The sequence below is a fragment of the Martelella sp. K41-7 genome, assembly GCF_055808365.1.
The window spans coordinates 204,724-221,808 of sequence record NZ_JBVVRV010000002.1 but is presented as its reverse complement, the minus strand read 5'-3'; the positions used below and the strand labels follow the sequence as shown (position 1 = coordinate 221,808).

The following is a 17,085-nucleotide window of genomic DNA, read 5'->3' as shown; positions in this document are numbered from 1 at the left end:
CGACATCACTTTGTTTTGGCGAAGCCAGACGGGGCATTTGTCCGTGAACTTCATCAACGGCCGTCACAGCCAGGCTGCAAATGCGCCACCTGCCCGACCCTCAGCCAAAGCAAATGACGCATCATTCAGGCTTGTCGAACCAAGCCTGAAACACAGCCTGAGCCAAATCAACGGATATCGCCCCTGAGGCTAAAGCGCCTCTGCCTTGACCAGCGAATGGACATCCTCGACGCGGGCCGAATCCAGATCGTTTTCATCAATGCCGAAGCTCTCGCCAACAAGGTCTTCGACGCCGCGCACCAAGGCCAGTGCATCAAGCCCGTAATAGCGCATCAGATAGCTGCGCGAGCCGCCATGCGCATACGTGTCCTTGAGGCCGAGGCGGATCAGGCGTTTGCCGACACCGGCATCTGCCATCGTCTCTGCGACGAGCGAGCCAATGCCGCCCTCGGTGACGTGGTTTTCCAGCGTGATCACGCCATGGCGAACCGAGCCGACATGATCGAGCAGCGCCTTTGCGTCAAAGGGCTTGATCGTATGGAGATGCAGATGCCGGATCGAAAGGCCCGCATTCTTCAACGCCGAGCGCGCGCGCATCGCCTCTTCCGTGGTAATGCCGGCGGTAACGACCAGAACATCGTCACCGGCACTCAGCTCCCGCATCTCGCCAACCTTGATGGGCGTGTCGAACAGACGTGGCACCGAGCCCCGCAGCACGCGGCACCAGACCGGACCGTCAATACTGTCAGCGGCCTCGCAGATGCTCTCCACCTCGGTCGCATCGCCGGTTTCGAGAATCGTCATGTTGGGGATCGACCGCATGACAGAGATATCTTCGATCGACTGGTGGGTCATACCGCCGGGCGTGGTGACACCGGGCAGAAAGCCCATCAGCCGCACCTTGCGGCGCGGATAGGCGACAGAGGCCATCAACTGGTCATAGGGCCTGCGATACATGAAGACGCCGAACGTATGGATGAAGGGACGGAACCCGGCCAACCCCAGCCCCCCGGCAAAACTCATCATGTTCTGCTCGGCCATGCCGAGCGAGAGGAACTGATCGGGATACCGGTCGCGAAACCCATCGATCTCGCAGGACGAGGTCAAATCCGCCGAAAGGCAAAGAATATCGGGGTTTCCCGCCGCAAATTTCTCAAACGCCGCAGCATAGGGGCGTGATACCATTTCTACCATTTTCCCGTCTCCTCAGTGGGCGTAGTCGATCGGTTCGATGCCGAGATCGCCGGCAATCGACACATTCATGCGTTGACGCTCATCCTCGGATTTGAAGCGTACATAGTGAAGCCGCGGGAAACGCTCTTCCAGGATCGGCATGGCGTTGAAGGGATTTGTCCGTGCCAGGATAATCAAGGGTTTACCTTCATGCGGCACCTTGACCGCTTCACGCATGCCATCAATGTCGTGCCCGTCGATCTCGACGCAAACGGCGCCGAAATCGTTGAACTTGGTCTTGATGTCGCCGACCTCCATCACCGAATTCATCGCGCCGTCGCATTGCTGGTCGTTGACGTCCATGATCGCGTAGAGATTGTCGATGCCATGATAGGCCGCGGCCTGAACCGCCTCCCAGGTTTGCCCCTCCTGCACCTCGCCGTCGGACATGAAGACCCAGGTGCGGCCGGTGTCGCCCCGCCTGCGGCGGCCATAGGCCAGCCCTGCCGCCGTCGAAAGGCCGATGCCAAGCGTGCCGTTATGCACCTCCATGCCCGGTGAATGCTCCGCGCCGATCATCTCGACCGAAGACCCGTCCTTGTTGAACATGGAAAGGCCTTCCGGCGCCATACGGCCTACCTCGATCAGCGTCGCATAGGCCACCAGAGCATAGTGGGCGGGCGCTATGAACAGCCGGTCGAATTCTGGCTTGGCCGGACCGTTGTAACCCGCGCCGGTGTGATAGTCGGGGTTTTGCGCCGAGGGGACGCCCTCAAAGGGTTTCGGCACCATTGGCAGTGTCGGCGCGCCGAGATTGAGCTCCTCGTTATAGAGCCACGCAAGCTGCTCACCAGCCGAGCAGGCCTGACTGAGATAGCCTCCGTTATTGCGGATCGAATGCTCGAAAACGCGGCGACGAATGCCGAGAGCAACCTCTTCGGTGGATTTGGAATTTCTCACTGAGCTCCTCCTTCAAACTTTACAAAAGTCATTAATTCAGTCATTTGTAAAAATCAAGCGATTTGTGTCTGGAGCCACTGTCTCTATATTCGCCGCACCGCGGCCGGTGAGGCGCCGCTCGCAAAAAGGGAGGAACGAATGGGCACGATGAGGGCGATAAAATGCCTGGGCTTCGGGCATCAGCACCGTCTGGAAACGGATATTGCAATTCCAAAGCCGCGCGCCGGGGAGGTCCTTGTGCAGGTTGATGCAAGCGGCATCTGCGCTGCCGATCGCGCGATGTGGGACGGCACGGCCCCCTGGGCGCTGCCCTTCCCTTTCACGCCGGGCCATGAATTCACCGGCACGGTCGTGGGGCTTGGCGAAGGTGCCGGCGCGCGCCACGGCATAAAGGTCGGTGACCGGGCGGTGGCCGAACTCAACATCACCTATGGCAACGATTTCTTCCGGCAACGCGGCCTCTATCACCTTTCGGACACGATGGACGTGCTCGGCGCGACGCTTGATGGCGGCTGGGCGGAATACATGATCTATCCGGCAGACGCGGTGGTCCACAAGGTGCCGGACAATCTCTCCAACGATGCCGCCTGTTTCACCGAACCGCTGGCCAATGCCATCCATGGCGTCGAGCGTGCCGATATCACGTTTGAAGACGTCGTCATTGTCTCGGGCGCAGGCCCCATCGGCATGGGCATGCTGCAGGCCGCCCGGCTGAAAACGCCGCGCAAGCTCATTCTCGTCAACCCCGGCGCGGCCAAACGGACACTTGGATTGCAACGCGGGGCCGACATGGCCTTTCACCCGGACGACCCCGCGCTGAAAACGGCGCTTTTGGACCTTACTGGCGGGCGCGGCGCCGATGTCTATCTGGAGGCATCGGGACAGACACAGGCCTTCACGCTCGGCCTGGAGCTTTTGCGCAAGGCCGGCCGGCTCGTCGTCTTTGGCGTTTACAAGCAGCCGGTCGCCGTCGATCTCAACATTTTCGGTGAGTTCAAGGAGCTCGATATCCGCGGCGGGCATCTGGCGCCGTTTACCTACCGAACGGCGCTGGACTTGATGAGCCGCGGTCTTGTAGATGGGGATGCCTGCGTCACCCACCGCTATCCGCTGGAAGCTTTTAAGGACGCGCTCGAACGACGTCCAGACCCGGACGAAGTGCAGATCAAGATCATTCTCGACCCGCATATGTGAGGATAAAATGCCCTACACGGCCGCCCATTGGGGGAGCTACCGCATCGACCGGAAAAACGACACGCTTGAGCCCGTCGAAGGCGATCCGCAACCCTCACGGATCGGCCGCGGCTGGCAAAGCGCATCGCGAGACCGCAACAGCCGGGTGTTAAAACCCGCAATCCGCAAGGGCTGGCTTGATGGCGACGGCGGCAGCAACCGCGCGGCTGACCGATTCGTGGAAGTCAGTTGGGGTGAGGCACTCGATCATTGCGCCGCAGAGCTTTCAAGGGTGCGCGAAAAACACGGAAACGGCGCGATATTCGCCGGCTCCTACGGCTGGTCAAGCGCCGGGCGCTTTCATCATGCGCAAAGCCAGATGCGCCGCTTCCTCAATCTTGCCGGTGGCTTTGTCGGCGCCCGCGAGACCTATTCGCACGCTGCCGCCGAAGTGCTTTTCCCGCATGTTCTGGGGCTCTCCAACCGGGCGTTTCAGGATGAGGTAACCGCCATGCCGGCCGTCAGCGAGGCGTGCGAGCTGATGCTCGCCTTTGGCGGCATTTCGCCCAGAACGGCGCAGGTTGCCTCGTCCGGCACGTCTCGCCACGAGGTCGCGCCCTGGCTTGAGAACCTCGCCAAGGGCAGGTCACGGCTGATCTCGGTATCGCCGCGCCGTGGTGATCTCGACAATGCCGAATGGTGGCCGATCCGTCCCGGCACGGATACGGCCCTCATTCTGGCGCTCTGCCACGAAATCGTCGCCGCAGGGCGGGCAAACGAGACGTTTCTCAACCACTGCACCAGCGGGTATGAAACCTTCCGCGATTACCTCAGCGGCAAGAGTGACGGCACAGTCAAATCCGCGGAATGGGCCGCCAATATATGCGACATCGATCTCGGGCATGATCCGCGAGATGGCCGTCCAGCTCACCGAAAAGCGCAGCCTGATCTCGATGACCTGGTCGATGCAGCGTGGCGACCACGGCGAGCAGCCGATCTGGGCCGGGCTTGCGCTTGCCGCCATCATCGGCCAGATCGGCCTTCCGGGGGGCGGTTACGCTTTCGGCTATGGCTGCACCACGCCGGTCGGCAGGCCAACACGGCTGATCCCCTGGCCTTCCCTGCCGCAGGGCGTCAACCCGGTCAGCGACTTCATTCCCGTTGCCCGCATTGCCGATATGCTGTTCAATCCGGGTTCGGAATACCGCTATAATGGTGACCAACGGACCTATCCGGATATCCGTCTCGTCTGGTGGACGGGCGGCAATCCGTTCCATCATCATCAGGACCTGCACCGGTTTGAAAAGGCCTGGTCGAAGCCTGAAACCGTGATCGTCAACGAGCACAGCTGGACCGCGACAGCGCGGCGCGCCGATATCGTGCTTCCGGCCACCACGCCGCTGGAGCGCAACGACATCATGATGAACCGGCGCGACCCGGCCCTGATCTACATGTCTGCGCTGGATGCGCCGATAGGCGCGGCGCTGGACGATTTCGAGATCTTTTCCCGCCTTGCTGACCGGATGGGCTTTGGCGACGCCTTTACCAAGGGCAAGAGTGCAGCCGAATGGCTTGAGCGTCTATGGGAGCGCGCGCAAAAAACGGCCGATGCCCATGGCTTCGCCCTGCCCGCCTTCGAAATCTTCAAGGAGGAAGGCCGGTTTGACATTCCGGACGCAGAAGAAGTGCGGATCGCACTCTCGGCCTTCGCCGCCGATCCGCAAGGCGCGCCGCTTGCCACCGAAAGCGGCAGGATCACGCTTTTCAACGAAAAGATCGCAGCCATGGACCTTGCCGACTGCCCCGGTCACCCGACCTGGATACCGCCGGTGGAATGGCTGGGGGACGCTGAACCCGGCATGCTGCAGCTCGTTTCCGGCCAGCCCGACACGCGGCTGCACTCGCAGAATGATCGCGGCGCGGAATCGCTTGCCGACAAGATAAAGGGCCGTGAGGCAGCCTACCTGCATCCCGATACCGCCAGAGCGAAGGGGCTTTGCGAAGGCGACATCATCCTGCTTTCCAATGAACGGGGTCGCTGCCTGGCGGGACTGCGCTTCGATGATGGATTGCGGCCCGACTGCATCTTCCTGCCGACAGGGGCCTGGTATGATCCGCAGATCGTCGACGGCGCCCCACTCGAAGTCCACGGCAATCCCAATGCGCTGACCATCGACAAGGGTAGCTCCGGCCTGTCTCAGGGCAATATCGCCCACACCTGCCTCGTACGGGTCGAAAAATGGGACCGGCACCTGCCCCCGCTTTCGATCGACCGGCCGCCGATCGGCTAGGCTTTTGGCCCCGCTCCCGCGGGGCCTTTTTAATTATCATCCGTTGCGCATGTTGCGCTGGGCGACGGCGAGCGCGAGCGCTGCGACAAGAATAATCCCGGACAGCGCATCCTTGGTGTTGAAGTTCAGGCCCATGAGGTTCAGCCCATTGGTCACCACGCCGAGGAACAGCACGCCCGCCACCGTTCCCGGCACATTCGGCCGCCCGCGCGGATGAAGAGCGGCGCCAATGAAGACGGCGGCAATCGCATCGAGCAGATAGGAAAAGCCTGAAAGCGGTGTGAACATTCGGATATTGGCAGACGCAATCAGCCCGCCAAAGGCGCATGTCGCCGATGCCATGACAAAGCATAAGAACAAGATACGATTGACCTTGATGCCGGCAACGATGGAGGCAGAACGCTGCATGCCCATGGCATGGATACGCCTGCCCCAGACCGAGCGCTCCAGCAGCAGGAAATAGATGACCGCCAGCACGAAGGCGATGATCACTTCCGATGGAATACCGAAGAGATTGCCGAGCGCAAAGCTTCTGAACTCATCCGGCATCTGCCGGTAGGAGATCGGGCCGCCGCCATTGGTGAAGATCCGCTGCACGGAGGAGCCGATGAAGAATGTGCCCAGTGTGGCGAGGAATGGACTGATCCGTAGCCCGACCACCAGAGCGGCGTTCAACAGCCCGACGAGAGCACCGCCGGCAATCCCGATACACGCCGCGCCGAACCACGGGATGCCGAAGCTCTTCATCGCGACAATCGAGAAGGCGGCGCCGAAATCAAGCGCAATACCGACGGAAAGGTCGATACCGCCGGTCGCAACGATCATCGTCATGCCAAGCGCGATGATCATCAGGATCGCAGACCCCTCGATGATGTTCATCAGGTTCTGGCCCTGAATAAAAACCGGATTCCAGGCCGCGAAGAACACGACGAAAAACGCAAAGACGATCAGAAACCCGAACCGGACGATGATATCGCGCCAGAGCTTCATGCCTGCGGTCTCACTCATCATTACTGCACCCTTTGCGAAATTGCCGACAGCGCCACGACCACCAGAATGAGCGCGCCCTTGACGAGGTCGGTCCAGAAGACGTTGACGCCGATGGTCTTCAGCCCGATTGAAATGGCGGCGACCAGAACAGCGCCAAGGACAGCGCCCCACATGGTCACCACCCGGCGCGGCGAGAAGGCTGCGCCCAGAAAGTTCGCCAGAACCATTTCCAGCATGAGATTGTTTTCAACACCCGGCGAATAACCATTGCCGCGCGCGAGCACGAAAAACCCGGTCAGAAAGCCCATAAAGGCGGCCAGAAGATAGGATTGGGCAACCAACCGGTCGACCTTGAGGCCGGAGATTTCAGCAGCATCCCGGCTGCCGCCGACGGCTTGCAGATTGAGCCCCCAGCGGGTGCGATGCAAAAGGTGATAGGCGACGAGGACAACGACGGCGACAATCACGATGCCGAGCGGAATGCCGAAGATGAAATCCTCGCGCAGCAGGCCGATATGCCCATCGGTCAGATTGATGCGCCGGCGCGATGTCACCATGTTGTTGATTCCGACCAGCGCAACGAACATGGCAAGCGTGGTCAAAAGCGGCGTCATCCGCAGTCGCGTGATCAGCGCCGCATTGACCGCACCTGCAACAAGCGCTGCGGCAAGAGCGGCAAGCGAAGCCACCCATAACGACATGCCCGAGCCAAGCAGAACGGCGGTGATGCCGGCACACAGAACAGCCGTTGCCGGGATCGAGAGGTCGATACCGCCGGACACCACATCATCACCACCCGCCATCACCACGGCCGAAAGTCCGGTGACCAGCAAAACCACCGGCAGGCTCTGCATCAAGATCAGCTTCATATTGAAAAACGTCATGAAATTGGGGGCGTTCAGGCCGACATAGGCCAGAAGCGTCAGAAAGATGATCAGCGGCAGAAACCCCACAAACTCGGCCATCAGCCGATGGCGGGCGATGGATTTACTGAGCATGCACTGTTCCTCCCATGTCGTCAGCGCCAGTGGTCACGGCAACCAGATGGTCCACATGCAGATCCTTGCGATCAATCGTCCGGCTGACAGCGCCGCGCATCATCACCGCCACACGGTCACAAATGCCCACAAGTTCGACAGGGTCCGATGACGAGATCAAAACGACGGCCCCGGCCTCGGCCAGTCGCTCGATGAGTTGGTAGATTTCCGCCTTTGCGCCGACATCGACGCCAACGGTCGGTTCATCGAAAATGAAGACCCGCGCATCCTTGGCAAGCCAGCGGGCAAGAACCACTTTCTGCTGGTTTCCACCGCTGAGGAACCGGGTGACGGCCGCAGGGTTTTTCGGGCGGATATCAAGTTCGCCGATCAGGCCTTCGGTTGTCTTGCGCGTCTTGCGCCTGTCGACGAGACCGAAGGCGGCATTTTCGTCCAGCGTTGCCAGCGTTGCATTTTCCTCAACCGTCATCGACAGCACCAGGCCGTCATGGCGGCGGTCGCGCGGCACCAGCACAAATCCCTGCTCAACCGCCTTTGCCGCCGTCGTCACCTGCACCTGCCGGCCATCGAGCGAAACCGTCCCGGCGTCGGCGCGGCGCAGTCCGTATAGCGTATCGACCAGCTCCTCACGGCCCGAACCGATCAGCCCGGCAATACCGAAGATTTCGCCACGCCGGATATCAAGATTGACGCCCTCAAAGGCATGACCGTCGCCAAGGTTCTTGATTGCAAGAGCCACTTCACCGGGCACACGGCGGTTGTCCGGGAAAAAGGCATCAAGCTCACGACCGATCATCGCGGAGACAAGTTCGGGCGCGATGTCGTCCGTCACCGTCTCGAACACACCAACATCCCGCCCCTGGCGGAACACCGTTACGCGGTCGCAGATATCGGTGATCTCGTTCAGGTAGTGCGAGACATAAAGGATCGCGATCCCCTGTGCCTTTAGCCTGGCGATGGCATGCATCACCTTCTGCACTTCCTCGCTTGCAAGCGGCGCCGTCGGCTCATCAAAAACCACCACTTTCGCATGGCCATCGATCAGAGCACGGGCGACCTGCACCAACTTGCGCTCCGCCGGTCCGATATCACGGATCAACCGGTTCCCGGGCAGTTCGACGCCGAGGGTTTCGCGGATGAAGGTTTCCGCCTTGCGGCGCATGGCGGCTTTTGCGAGACCAAGCGGTCCGGACATTTCCTGCCCCATGAACACGGATTCAGTGACCGTGAAATGCGGCACCAGATGCAGTTCCTGGTGAATGAACCGGACGCCGGCCGCATGCACATTGTCGGCGGTGGCCGGCTGAAGTGTCGTGCCGCCAATCTCGATTGTGCCGTCTTCCGGCTGGTAGATGCCCGCCAGAACCTTGATGATCGTCGATTTTCCCGCGCCGTTCTCACCGACGAGGCCATGGACCTCACCTGGCAGAACGGAAAGATTGGCGCCATCGAGCGCCTTCACACCGGGAAATATCTTGACGATATCCTTGAGCCGAAACGCAGTGTCGGACATATCGCCTCGCATTTGTTTGATCTTCTGCCGTTTAAGCCCGGTATTGCGGCGGCCGCCGGCATAGGACGGCCGCCCCGGTCAAAACGTAAGTCTAGTTCAGACTGCCATATCCCAAGGCCTCATAGGCCTGGCGTGCCTCTTCCGGGCCATAGACCGGAACCACGTCCACGTAAGTCTGTGGCAGAAGTTCCTCACCGGCGAAATAACGCGCGACATTCTTCGCCGCGGTCGCCCCGATCACGTAAGGCTGCTGGGCGACATTGGCGACGAAGGGACTGCCTTCTTCGGCCATGATTTCCAGCGTTTCCGGCCCACCATCAAGTGCGGTCACCTTGATCTCTGTCCTCCCGGTTTCCTCCAGCGCCTGAACAATGCCGATGGCAGGCTGATCCCAGCAGCCGACATGGATCGCGTCGATCGTGCCTTCAGGATACTGGCTCAGAAGATCGAGCGTCTGGCGACGGGCATCCTCCGGCGCGTTGGCGAATTCCTCGGCCAGTTCCGGCTGGATGATTTCGATTTCCGGATAGTCCTGCAGCACATATTTCCACAGCCCCGTGCGGATGCCGCAGATCCTGAGCGATTCCTCGAAGGCGTTGAAGACAGCGACCTTGCCTTTGCCGCCGATTGCATCGGCCATGTAGCGGCCGATCGTCGTGCCCATCGAATAATTATCCGATGTGGTGTTGTTGATGGAATAGGGCGAGGGATGATCGACGGTGAAGACCGGAATACCGGCATTCGTCAGCGCCTCGAATTTCGGCTCCACCGATCCGTCACCGAGGATCGAGATCACGGCATCGACGCCGCGATTCAAGAGCACATCGTGGTTATCGGCATGGACCTGATTGTCACGGCCGCCATCGACAGGCACAACCGTGCCGCCGAGTTCCTCGACCGTGGAGGTGGCGCCATTGAAAGCCTCGCGATCCCAGAAATGCTGGGTCCCGACCACGGCAACGCCAATGGTCTTGCCTTCAAGTGACAGGTTCTCTTCCTGCGCTGTCGCCGGAATCGCGTACAGCCCTGCAGCGGCGGCCATGAGGGCCGCAGCGAAAATTTTATTCATGTTCTCCTCCCTTAGAACTTTCAGACACGTCAGTGTCACGTGAACAAGAACAATTGGCTTTACAAAAGTCAAGAAATATTTCAATTGTAGAAATCTATGGAGGAGCTTTCGTGACTGAACTGAGAATTGGACTGGATGTCGGTACGACCGCAATCAAGGTCGCCGCCTACACCCCGCAGGGGCGGTGCGTCGCCACGTCTGCCCGCGTCAACAAGGTCTCGCGCCCAGCGCGGGGCCATGCCGAACAGGATATGGAAACGATCTGGACGTTGACGGCCGATTGCCTTCGCGAACTGTCGGAGAAATGCGAAGGCGCTTCGTTTTCCGCGCTGGGTGTTTGCGCGCAGGGCGACGGTCTGTGGCTGATGGATGAAGACGGCACGCCGTGCGCCAATGCCATGCTGTGGAGCGATACCCGCGCATCCGCCGATCTTGAGACGCTCATGGAAAAAGGGGCAACAGGCGCCGTCGGTCTTGGCTGCCATACCGATCTGTGGCCCGGCACCTCGGCGATGCTGTGGCGCTGGCTGCGCAGGAACCGGCCGGACATTACCGCGCGCGCCAGCGCCGCGTTTACCTGCGCCGACTGGATCGGCTACCGGCTCACAGGCGAAGTCGCGACGGATTTCTCCAACGCCTCGATCCCCCTTATCGATTTCGACAAGCGCAGCTATGGCAAGCGCCAGATTGACCTGCTTGAGTGCAGCGATCTCGGCGACATTCTCGCGCACCCCAAACAGGCCGCAGACAAGCTCGGCACAGTATCGCCGGAAGCCGCGCTCAAGACCGGCCTTCCCGAAGGATTGCCGGTTTCTGTGGGCACTCTCGACCTCGCCGCCATGATTGTCGGCATGGGGCTCGATCAGCCGGGACAGACCATGATGATCCTTGGCACGACGGCGGTGGTCAACATTCTGACCGATCATGTGGCACCCACCGAAACGCCGGTCGGGGCATCCGCTTTGCATCCGACCAGCCAGGCGATCATTCGCATTCTCGCCCCCTCAACCGGCGCGTCCGCATTCGACTGGTTCACTGCGCTTCACCCGAAGAGTCTTGGCGGCGAATCAACCGACGAGATCGCGGGCAAACTCAATGCACTGGTCGAAAGCGTGCCGGCGGGCGCCAATGGCGTGACGTTCCTGCCGTATCTGAACGGCGAACGCGCGCCCTTCGTGTCACCCGACATTCGCGCGCAATTCCATGGCCTGAAGGCCGATACGACCAAGGCCGAAATGGGCCGTGCGGTGATGGAAGGCACGGCCATGAGCCTGCGCCATTGTTTTGCGGCGGAAGACGGTCTTCCCGAAACCCCGGTCCAGTTGACCGGAGGCGGGTCGAAAAACCCGGTCTGGTGCCAGATCATCGCCGATGTGATCGGACAGGACATCGTGGTTTCCGCAGCGTCTGATCAGGGCCTTTGGGGCGCAGCCTGCCTCGGTGCGGCGGCGGCAGGCCTTGGCGATGCCATTACCCTTTCGAAGCGCGAAGAAACCACCGTCATCTATCGCACCGACCCTGAAACCCATGAAAAATACTCCGCGGTCTATCGTCGCTACGCATTGATCTCATCAGCCATGCGTACCCTTCAGACCGCGCTCAATACACTGAAGGAGGAGAACGAATGAACGCAATGATGAGAGCGGCCGTCTATCACGCGCTCGACGATATCCGGCTGGAAGACAGGCCTGTTCCCGAAATCGGCCCCGGCGAAGTTCTCCTGAAGACGCTGGCATGCGGCCTGTGCGGTGGCGAAACCATGGCCTGGTACAAAAAGGCCCAGCCGAAGGTTCTCGGCCATGAGCCGGTCGGCGAAGTGGTGAAAGTGGGCGATGGCGTCACCGACTACAAACCCGGTGACAGGCTGTTCGTCAACCACCATGTCGGCCGCGTCAATTCGCACTGGTCGCTGCGCGGTCACTTTACCCGCGACCCGTTCTATTCGAAGATGAAGCTCGATCCGGGCGGCGTTTGCGAATATTACCGCGTGACGGCGCAGCATCTGGCCATGGACGCCCACAAGCTGCCCGACAGCATTTCCAACGAGGCCGCGACGACCATCGAGCCCTGGTCCTGCGTGCTGTCCGGCCTGAAGGTCTGCAATATTCAGCCGGGTGACACCGTGGCGGTCGTCGGCGCCGGTTTCATGGGACAGGGCTTCGTGCATCTGGCCCCGCTCTTTGGCGCCGGAAAGGTCGTTTCGCTCGATTTTTCCGAATGGCGGCTGGAAAAGGCGCGGTTTTTCGGCGCGACGCATACCATCAATCCGAAGACCGCCGATGCCGTGGCCGAAATGCGGGCCCTCAACAATGGGAGGCTGGCCGACACAGTCATCGTCATTGCGCCCTTCCCGGCGGCCTGGCAGCAGGCGATGGCGCTGGTCGAGCCGGGCGGCTGCCTGCATCTCGGCGCGCCGCTGCCACCGGAAACAGACTGGGTGCAGGACGGTCACAAAGCCTATTTCGACCAGATTACCGTCACCTCACGCTACTCGTCGGACCATCGCGACACCTACAGCTATATCCGCCTTCTGGAGGCCGGACGGATCCGGGCGGATGATGCCATCTCGCACCGCTTCGACATCGCCGACAGCGCGGAGGCCTTCCGCATGCTGGTCGAGGCGGAAAAGTCGCTGAAAATCGTCGTCTATCCCCACGGAATCCCCAACAAGGAGACAAGCTGATGCTGGAAGACCTCAAGGCGCTTGTCTGCGAACAGAACCATGAGCTGCCTGCTGCCGGTCTGGTGGTGGGCTCTGGCGGCAATGTTTCGGCGCGTGACCCGGAGACCGGCCTCGTCGTCATCAAGCCATCCGGTGTCAAATTCGCCAAGCTGACGCCTGAAACCATGGTGGTGGTCGATCTAGACGGCAATATTGTCGATGGCGACATGAAGCCCTCGGTCGACACAGGCGTTCACCTTTATATCTACCGCCATCGTGACGATGTCTTCGGCATCGCGCACACGCATTCGCCCTACGCGACAAGCTTTGCCGCACGCGGCGAGCGGATACCCGCCGTGCTGACGCCGATCACACACATGATCGGCCGTGACGTGCCCTGCTCGCGCTATGCGACGCCTGGCGAGGTCGACACCGGCCGCGCGGTCATCGAGGCGGCGGATGGCGGCTGGGCCGCCCTTGTCAAGGCGCACGGCGTTTTCACCATGGGCACGTCTGCAAAAGAGGCAACCTCGATCGCCATGTATCTGGAAGAAGCGGCAAAAACGACGCATTTTGCAATGCTGCGCGGCGGCGTCGAAGAATTGTCTGCCGAAGAACAGGCACGCTGCTATAACTGGTTTCGAAAGAACTACGGGCAATCAGGAAACAAGGACGTCAGTAGCTGAACGATGAAACATGCGCGGCGCCATACGTCGGCAGGCGGAGAGAAGGATGCGCTTCTTTCCAATGTCGCTCTCCTCTACTACGGCGAGGGGCTGACCCAGGGAGAAATTGCCCGGCGGTTCAAGATCTCGCGGGCAACCGTCGTCAATATGCTGCGCGAATGCCGGGAAAAGGGAATCGTCGAAATCCAGGTCGATGGCGCGCTGCTTGCGGGCTCTTCGCTTTCCCGCGACCTCTGCGCCCGCTTCGGCCTGGAGGATGTCTATGTGGCCAGCATCGAGGCGCCGCCGGCCAAGAACGGCAGAAAGGAAAACCTGCCGCTCGTGGCCCGGGTCGCAGCCATGGCGGCCCTCGATATCGTTGAGCCGGGTGACCGGATCGGCGTTGCCTGGGGCGAGACGATTGCAGCCATGGCGAAAGCCATGCCGCGCGCACCGATGAGCGACATCGAAGTGTGTCAGTTGATCGGGTCGAAGGATTCAGACCGCGTTCCGGCCTCCGAAATCTGCGCCATCGAGGTTGCGAACAAGCTCGGCGCAAACTGCTTCACGCTGCATGCGCCGGGGATTGTCTCGTCCGTCGAACTTGCCGAGGCCTTTCGCAGCGAACCCACGATCAAGACCCAACTTGCCCGCCTGGCCGATCTCGACCTCACGATCGCCTCCGTTGGCAATGTCGCCGACGATACCCATCTGGCAACGGCCGGCATGGCAACGCCCGAAGCCTTGCGCGCAGCACGACAGGCGGGCAGCGTCGGTATCTATTGTTGCCGCTACATCGACGAAAACGGCAACGACATGCCGCTCGAACCCCAGAACCGGATCATCGCGGCGAGCATCGAAAACCTGAAAGCGGCGCGCAAACGCCTCCTCGTCGTCTGCGGCGCTGACCGCCTGCAGGCAACCCATGCGGCGATCAAAGGCGGACTGGTGACCCATCTCGTCGTCGATCAGACACTTGCAACCGCACTTCTCGCTTTATAGGGGTCAGAACAAGAGCATTTCACAATCGTGCGCTAAGGTCGGATGGATCATGAACGGTTGTCCGCGATTCCTGAATTTGCCGGTGAAGGCAAGGTCAAGCGGGCGCGCACCAGCGCGATCCGCGAAAGCCTGCTGCCGGCGCTGACAGTGACCTGGCCAGAGCATCAGGAAACCGCTGAGGTCCGGCCCTGCCCCGGCTGAATGGCGAGGATGGCTATGATCGGCGGCGGCCAATCGATGTGATCGCGCATTTCCAGGCGGAAGAGCGGGATATCGAGTTCGGCCGGATTGCCGTTGTGGTGGAAACGGCGCTCGGCAGCACGATCAAACGCGGCGGGCTGGAACTGAAGGGCAATTGCGGCTAGCGGAGTGCATGGCGACGAACCATACAATGCTCCCGGTGACCGGTGGCCTTGCATGGTTCGTTCCCGTTTTCGAAACGGCAGGTGGCTGTTCTCGGCCCTATTGTTGAGACACTTGTGCGACCAGTGATCGAGGCCGGGTGCCACGTCCGCCTTTGCCGCGCCATAGAAACGGAGCTTGTCGGTGATGATCCGCTTTGGAACAAAGCCATAGCGCTTTATCAACGCCACCAGCAGGCGCTGGGCCACCCTTTTGTCGCGGCGCTTCTGCAAGATTTCTTCAGGAACGGTGCCATACCGATCCACTGCACGCCAGAGCCGGAACTTCTCTCCAGCGCATTTCCTCAACTTCACGCAGGCTCACGTTGAACCGCAGGTAAAGCCAGACTGCGTGAGCGACTATCTGCGGCGGAAAACGGTGTCCCTTGAAGCAGATATCGGATGTTTGCGTCGCCGAAATCTACGCCCAACCCGAAATGCAGACAACTGCAAGCCGGTTTACGTGACAAAGCCCCCGACATAGTTTGGCACAGTGATTACAGGGCATCCTGGATATCGAAGCGAACGATCTTTCGCCTTCCATGCGGAAAATGTGCGTCACGGTTTTGTCCTTCAGTCCATGAGGTTGCCTCTCCAGCGGTTGGTCAACGAGATCAAATCCGGGCTGGATCACCGCGACAGCGACGGCGCCATCTTCGGTGTTTTCAAATGCCACCGGTGCAACGTTTGGACTGACGATGGCCGTTGACGTATCCAATTGTCGCGCGCAGCCTGACGACCATGTGGTCAGCCCCAAAGCGTTAAGGATGGCCAGTGCTACGCAAGCCGCAGGGCCCTCCACGGGACCGTGGGTACTAGGTAAGACTCTCCTGTCCGGATCCTCATGCACTTCGCGTTCAGGCAGAAACACCTGCCTTTCGCGAAAATGCACCAGTACCAGATAGAGCCTCGCTGCCTCAGCCGTTGCCAAGCCAGCGCAGATAGCCTTCCGTGCCGCCGTTGCGGCCGGAGGCGAGCGCCTCGTCCGGGTCGATCCCCTCCCACGAACCACGCAAGATTTCGTCCCTGAGCGCTTCGGCGACGAGTTCGGCGTGGCCCGGCAGAAGATTGCAAGGATCGAGCTGGAAGTATCCGAGCTCGGCCTCATGGCCGCGCACGATGATGGCCGGATCGCGTCTGCCGAGGGCAGCCGTGATCACGGGAGCGCCCGCGCCGGCCTTGTCCGGATCGACGTCGATCTGCAGCCGTTCCAGCGGATTGCCGGTCGGGTCGGGAACGCGATAGGCGGAAATGCCGGGCAGATCGCTGAGCGCCTCGCGCCAGAGCTCAAGCGCCGCCGTCTCCCGCGCGCGGATAGCGGCGTGGTCGCGCTTCATCCAGGCCCGCATGGCGGCGATCGCGCCCATGATGCTTTCCTTGCCAATCTTCATACCGCGGCCAATGCCGATATTCTGAAGATAGCAGGCCCGCACAAGATCGCGACGGCCGGCAATGATGCCCGAGGTGGGGCCGCCGAGGAATTTGTGACCGGAATAGATGACCAGGTCCGCGCCCTTCTCGAGAAAGCCGCGCAAATCATATTCCGAGGCTGCATCGACGATCACCGGCACACCCTTTTCATGGGCAAGCCGTGCAAAGCGCTCGAACGGGATCTGGCCGTAATGCACTACGTGATGCGACACCACGTAAACCGCGGCCGCGGTATTTTCATCGAGAACCGCGGAAAGCTGAAAGTCCTTGCACAGCGTTGCCGTGCCGGCGACGCGGACATTCGCGCCGGCAAGCACGATGCCGGTCGTGATCGACGACCCGTATTCGCATAGATGCCCCATCTGTACTGCGACCCCAGACTTCGGGCCGGGGTTGAGGGGAAGCGCCTCCACCCGCGCCGGATCGAGGCCGGTGATGCAGGCCGCCACCGCAAGCGATATGCCGGCCCCCGCCGAAGCTGTCAGGCAGCCCGCCTCGGCGCCGGTCAGTTCCGTAATCGTCCTGCTGGCGAGCGCCTGCAATTCATGCATATCGACGAAATGCTCGGTGGCGGCCGCTGTCTCGCGCGGAACCTCCGGGCTCGGCGCAACCGAGGCGCCGAGCCCCGTCATCGTGCCGGCGACGTTAACGACGCGCCGGAAACCGTTTTCGTCGTGCCAGCGCCAGTCGGGCGTTGTGGAGGGTTGGTCTTTGCCCATTGAAAAATACTCCATAATTATGAAATAAGATAACTGCA

General features: G+C 60.9%; 15 protein-coding genes and 3 pseudogenes. 9 read left to right on the top strand and 9 right to left on the bottom strand.

Annotated elements, in window-relative coordinates:
* Positions 1-189: 189 nt before the first annotated feature.
* Both AC0L7L_RS21500 and AC0L7L_RS21495 read right to left on the bottom strand, forming a co-directional pair.
* Positions 190-1,194, bottom strand: coding sequence for a transketolase family protein (locus AC0L7L_RS21500; RefSeq protein WP_473514206.1), 1,005 nt, complete (start codon positions 1,192-1,194; stop codon positions 190-192).
* A 12-nt stretch (positions 1,195-1,206) separates the two neighbouring features.
* Positions 1,207-2,133, bottom strand: coding sequence for a transketolase (locus tag AC0L7L_RS21495; RefSeq protein ID WP_473514205.1), 927 nt, complete (start codon positions 2,131-2,133; stop codon positions 1,207-1,209).
* 138 nt (positions 2,134-2,271) lie between these two features.
* On the opposite strand from AC0L7L_RS21495, the gene AC0L7L_RS21490 reads away from it, so the two are divergent.
* From AC0L7L_RS21490 to AC0L7L_RS21480, 3 genes and pseudogenes are all read left to right on the top strand, one after another.
* Positions 2,272-3,327, top strand: coding sequence for an alcohol dehydrogenase catalytic domain-containing protein (locus AC0L7L_RS21490; RefSeq protein WP_473514204.1), 1,056 nt, complete (start codon positions 2,272-2,274; stop codon positions 3,325-3,327).
* Positions 3,212-4,078 (top strand): annotated as a pseudogene (locus tag AC0L7L_RS21485) (molybdopterin-dependent oxidoreductase); the annotation flags it as partial. The gene AC0L7L_RS21490 and the pseudogene AC0L7L_RS21485, both read left to right, overlap by 116 nt.
* A 130-nt stretch (positions 4,079-4,208) precedes the next feature.
* A complete protein-coding gene (locus AC0L7L_RS21480) occupies positions 4,209-5,597 on the top strand; it encodes a molybdopterin-dependent oxidoreductase (RefSeq protein WP_473514203.1) in 1,389 nt (462 codons plus the stop codon).
* 36 nt (positions 5,598-5,633) lie between these two features.
* Here the strand turns inward: AC0L7L_RS21480 and AC0L7L_RS21475 are convergent, their stop codons facing one another.
* The 4 genes from AC0L7L_RS21475 to AC0L7L_RS21460 form a co-directional block, all read right to left on the bottom strand.
* Positions 5,634-6,605: an ABC transporter permease gene (locus AC0L7L_RS21475; RefSeq protein ID WP_272214370.1), complete on the bottom strand. Its 972-nt coding sequence runs from the start codon at positions 6,603-6,605 to the stop codon at positions 5,634-5,636.
* Positions 6,606-6,607: 2 nt separating this feature from the next.
* The gene (locus tag AC0L7L_RS21470; RefSeq protein ID WP_473514202.1) at positions 6,608-7,585 is read right to left on the bottom strand and encodes an ABC transporter permease; all 978 of its coding nucleotides are present in this window, start codon (positions 7,583-7,585) and stop codon (positions 6,608-6,610) included.
* Positions 7,575-9,098: a sugar ABC transporter ATP-binding protein gene (locus AC0L7L_RS21465; protein WP_272214372.1), complete on the bottom strand. Its 1,524-nt coding sequence runs from the start codon at positions 9,096-9,098 to the stop codon at positions 7,575-7,577. The genes AC0L7L_RS21470 and AC0L7L_RS21465 overlap by 11 nt, the downstream gene beginning before the upstream one ends.
* 91 nt (positions 9,099-9,189) lie before the next feature.
* Positions 9,190-10,140 carry a sugar ABC transporter substrate-binding protein gene (locus tag AC0L7L_RS21460; RefSeq protein WP_473514270.1) on the bottom strand — a complete coding sequence of 317 codons (951 nt, stop codon included), beginning with the start codon at positions 10,138-10,140 and terminating at the stop codon, positions 9,190-9,192.
* Between the two features lie 137 nt (positions 10,141-10,277).
* Here AC0L7L_RS21460 and AC0L7L_RS21455 point away from each other — a divergent pair, with 137 nt between their 5' ends.
* From AC0L7L_RS21455 to AC0L7L_RS21430, 6 genes are read left to right on the top strand one after another with little or no spacing between them, the layout of a single operon-like run.
* Positions 10,278-11,795 (top strand): FGGY-family carbohydrate kinase, encoded by a 1,518-nt coding sequence (locus tag AC0L7L_RS21455; protein WP_473514201.1) that lies wholly within the window; start codon positions 10,278-10,280, stop codon positions 11,793-11,795.
* Positions 11,792-12,850: a zinc-binding dehydrogenase gene (locus AC0L7L_RS21450; protein WP_473514200.1), complete on the top strand. Its 1,059-nt coding sequence runs from the start codon at positions 11,792-11,794 to the stop codon at positions 12,848-12,850. The genes AC0L7L_RS21455 and AC0L7L_RS21450 overlap by 4 nt, the downstream gene beginning before the upstream one ends.
* Positions 12,850-13,515, top strand: coding sequence for a class II aldolase/adducin family protein (locus tag AC0L7L_RS21445; protein ID WP_272214376.1), 666 nt, complete (start codon positions 12,850-12,852; stop codon positions 13,513-13,515). Before AC0L7L_RS21450 ends, AC0L7L_RS21445 begins: the two co-directional genes overlap by 1 nt.
* A gap of 3 nt (positions 13,516-13,518) precedes the next feature.
* The gene (locus AC0L7L_RS21440) at positions 13,519-14,496 is read left to right on the top strand and encodes a sugar-binding transcriptional regulator (RefSeq protein ID WP_272214377.1); all 978 of its coding nucleotides are present in this window, start codon (positions 13,519-13,521) and stop codon (positions 14,494-14,496) included.
* Between the two features lie 57 nt (positions 14,497-14,553).
* Positions 14,554-14,697 (top strand): hypothetical protein, encoded by a 144-nt coding sequence (locus tag AC0L7L_RS21435; RefSeq protein ID WP_272214378.1) that lies wholly within the window; start codon positions 14,554-14,556, stop codon positions 14,695-14,697.
* A gap of 38 nt (positions 14,698-14,735) precedes the next feature.
* Positions 14,736-14,861, top strand: coding sequence for a hypothetical protein (locus AC0L7L_RS21430; RefSeq protein ID WP_272214379.1), 126 nt, complete (start codon positions 14,736-14,738; stop codon positions 14,859-14,861).
* Here AC0L7L_RS21430 and AC0L7L_RS21425 read toward each other — a convergent pair.
* The 3 genes and pseudogenes from AC0L7L_RS21425 to AC0L7L_RS21415 all read right to left on the bottom strand — a co-directional run.
* Positions 14,851-15,318: pseudogene (locus tag AC0L7L_RS21425) on the bottom strand (IS6 family transposase); the annotation flags it as partial. The gene AC0L7L_RS21430 and the pseudogene AC0L7L_RS21425 overlap by 11 nt on opposite strands.
* Positions 15,319-15,394: 76 nt before the next feature.
* Positions 15,395-15,641: pseudogene (locus tag AC0L7L_RS21420) on the bottom strand (nuclear transport factor 2 family protein); the annotation flags it as partial.
* 173 nt (positions 15,642-15,814) lie between these two features.
* Positions 15,815-17,047 carry an aminotransferase class V-fold PLP-dependent enzyme gene (locus AC0L7L_RS21415; protein WP_272214380.1) on the bottom strand — a complete coding sequence of 411 codons (1,233 nt, stop codon included), beginning with the start codon at positions 17,045-17,047 and terminating at the stop codon, positions 15,815-15,817.
* Between the last annotated feature and the right edge of the window lie 38 nt (positions 17,048-17,085).

Coding starts and splice junctions, on each gene's coding strand:
- AC0L7L_RS21490 (WP_473514204.1), top strand. CDS start 2,272: ATGGGCACGATGAGGGCGATAAAATGCCTGGGCTTCGGGCATCAGCAC.
- AC0L7L_RS21440 (WP_272214377.1), top strand. CDS start 13,519: ATGAAACATGCGCGGCGCCATACGTCGGCAGGCGGAGAGAAGGATGCG.
- AC0L7L_RS21450 (WP_473514200.1), top strand. CDS start 11,792: ATGAACGCAATGATGAGAGCGGCCGTCTATCACGCGCTCGACGATATC.
- AC0L7L_RS21445 (WP_272214376.1), top strand. CDS start 12,850: ATGCTGGAAGACCTCAAGGCGCTTGTCTGCGAACAGAACCATGAGCTG.
- AC0L7L_RS21480 (WP_473514203.1), top strand. CDS start 4,209: ATGATCCGCGAGATGGCCGTCCAGCTCACCGAAAAGCGCAGCCTGATC.
- AC0L7L_RS21465 (WP_272214372.1), bottom strand. CDS start 9,098: ATGTCCGACACTGCGTTTCGGCTCAAGGATATCGTCAAGATATTTCCC.
- AC0L7L_RS21475 (WP_272214370.1), bottom strand. CDS start 6,605: ATGAGTGAGACCGCAGGCATGAAGCTCTGGCGCGATATCATCGTCCGG.
- AC0L7L_RS21500 (WP_473514206.1), bottom strand. CDS start 1,194: ATGGTAGAAATGGTATCACGCCCCTATGCTGCGGCGTTTGAGAAATTT.
- AC0L7L_RS21415 (WP_272214380.1), bottom strand. CDS start 17,047: ATGGGCAAAGACCAACCCTCCACAACGCCCGACTGGCGCTGGCACGAC.
- AC0L7L_RS21470 (WP_473514202.1), bottom strand. CDS start 7,585: ATGCTCAGTAAATCCATCGCCCGCCATCGGCTGATGGCCGAGTTTGTG.
- AC0L7L_RS21460 (WP_473514270.1), bottom strand. CDS start 10,140: ATGGCCGCCGCTGCAGGGCTGTACGCGATTCCGGCGACAGCGCAGGAA.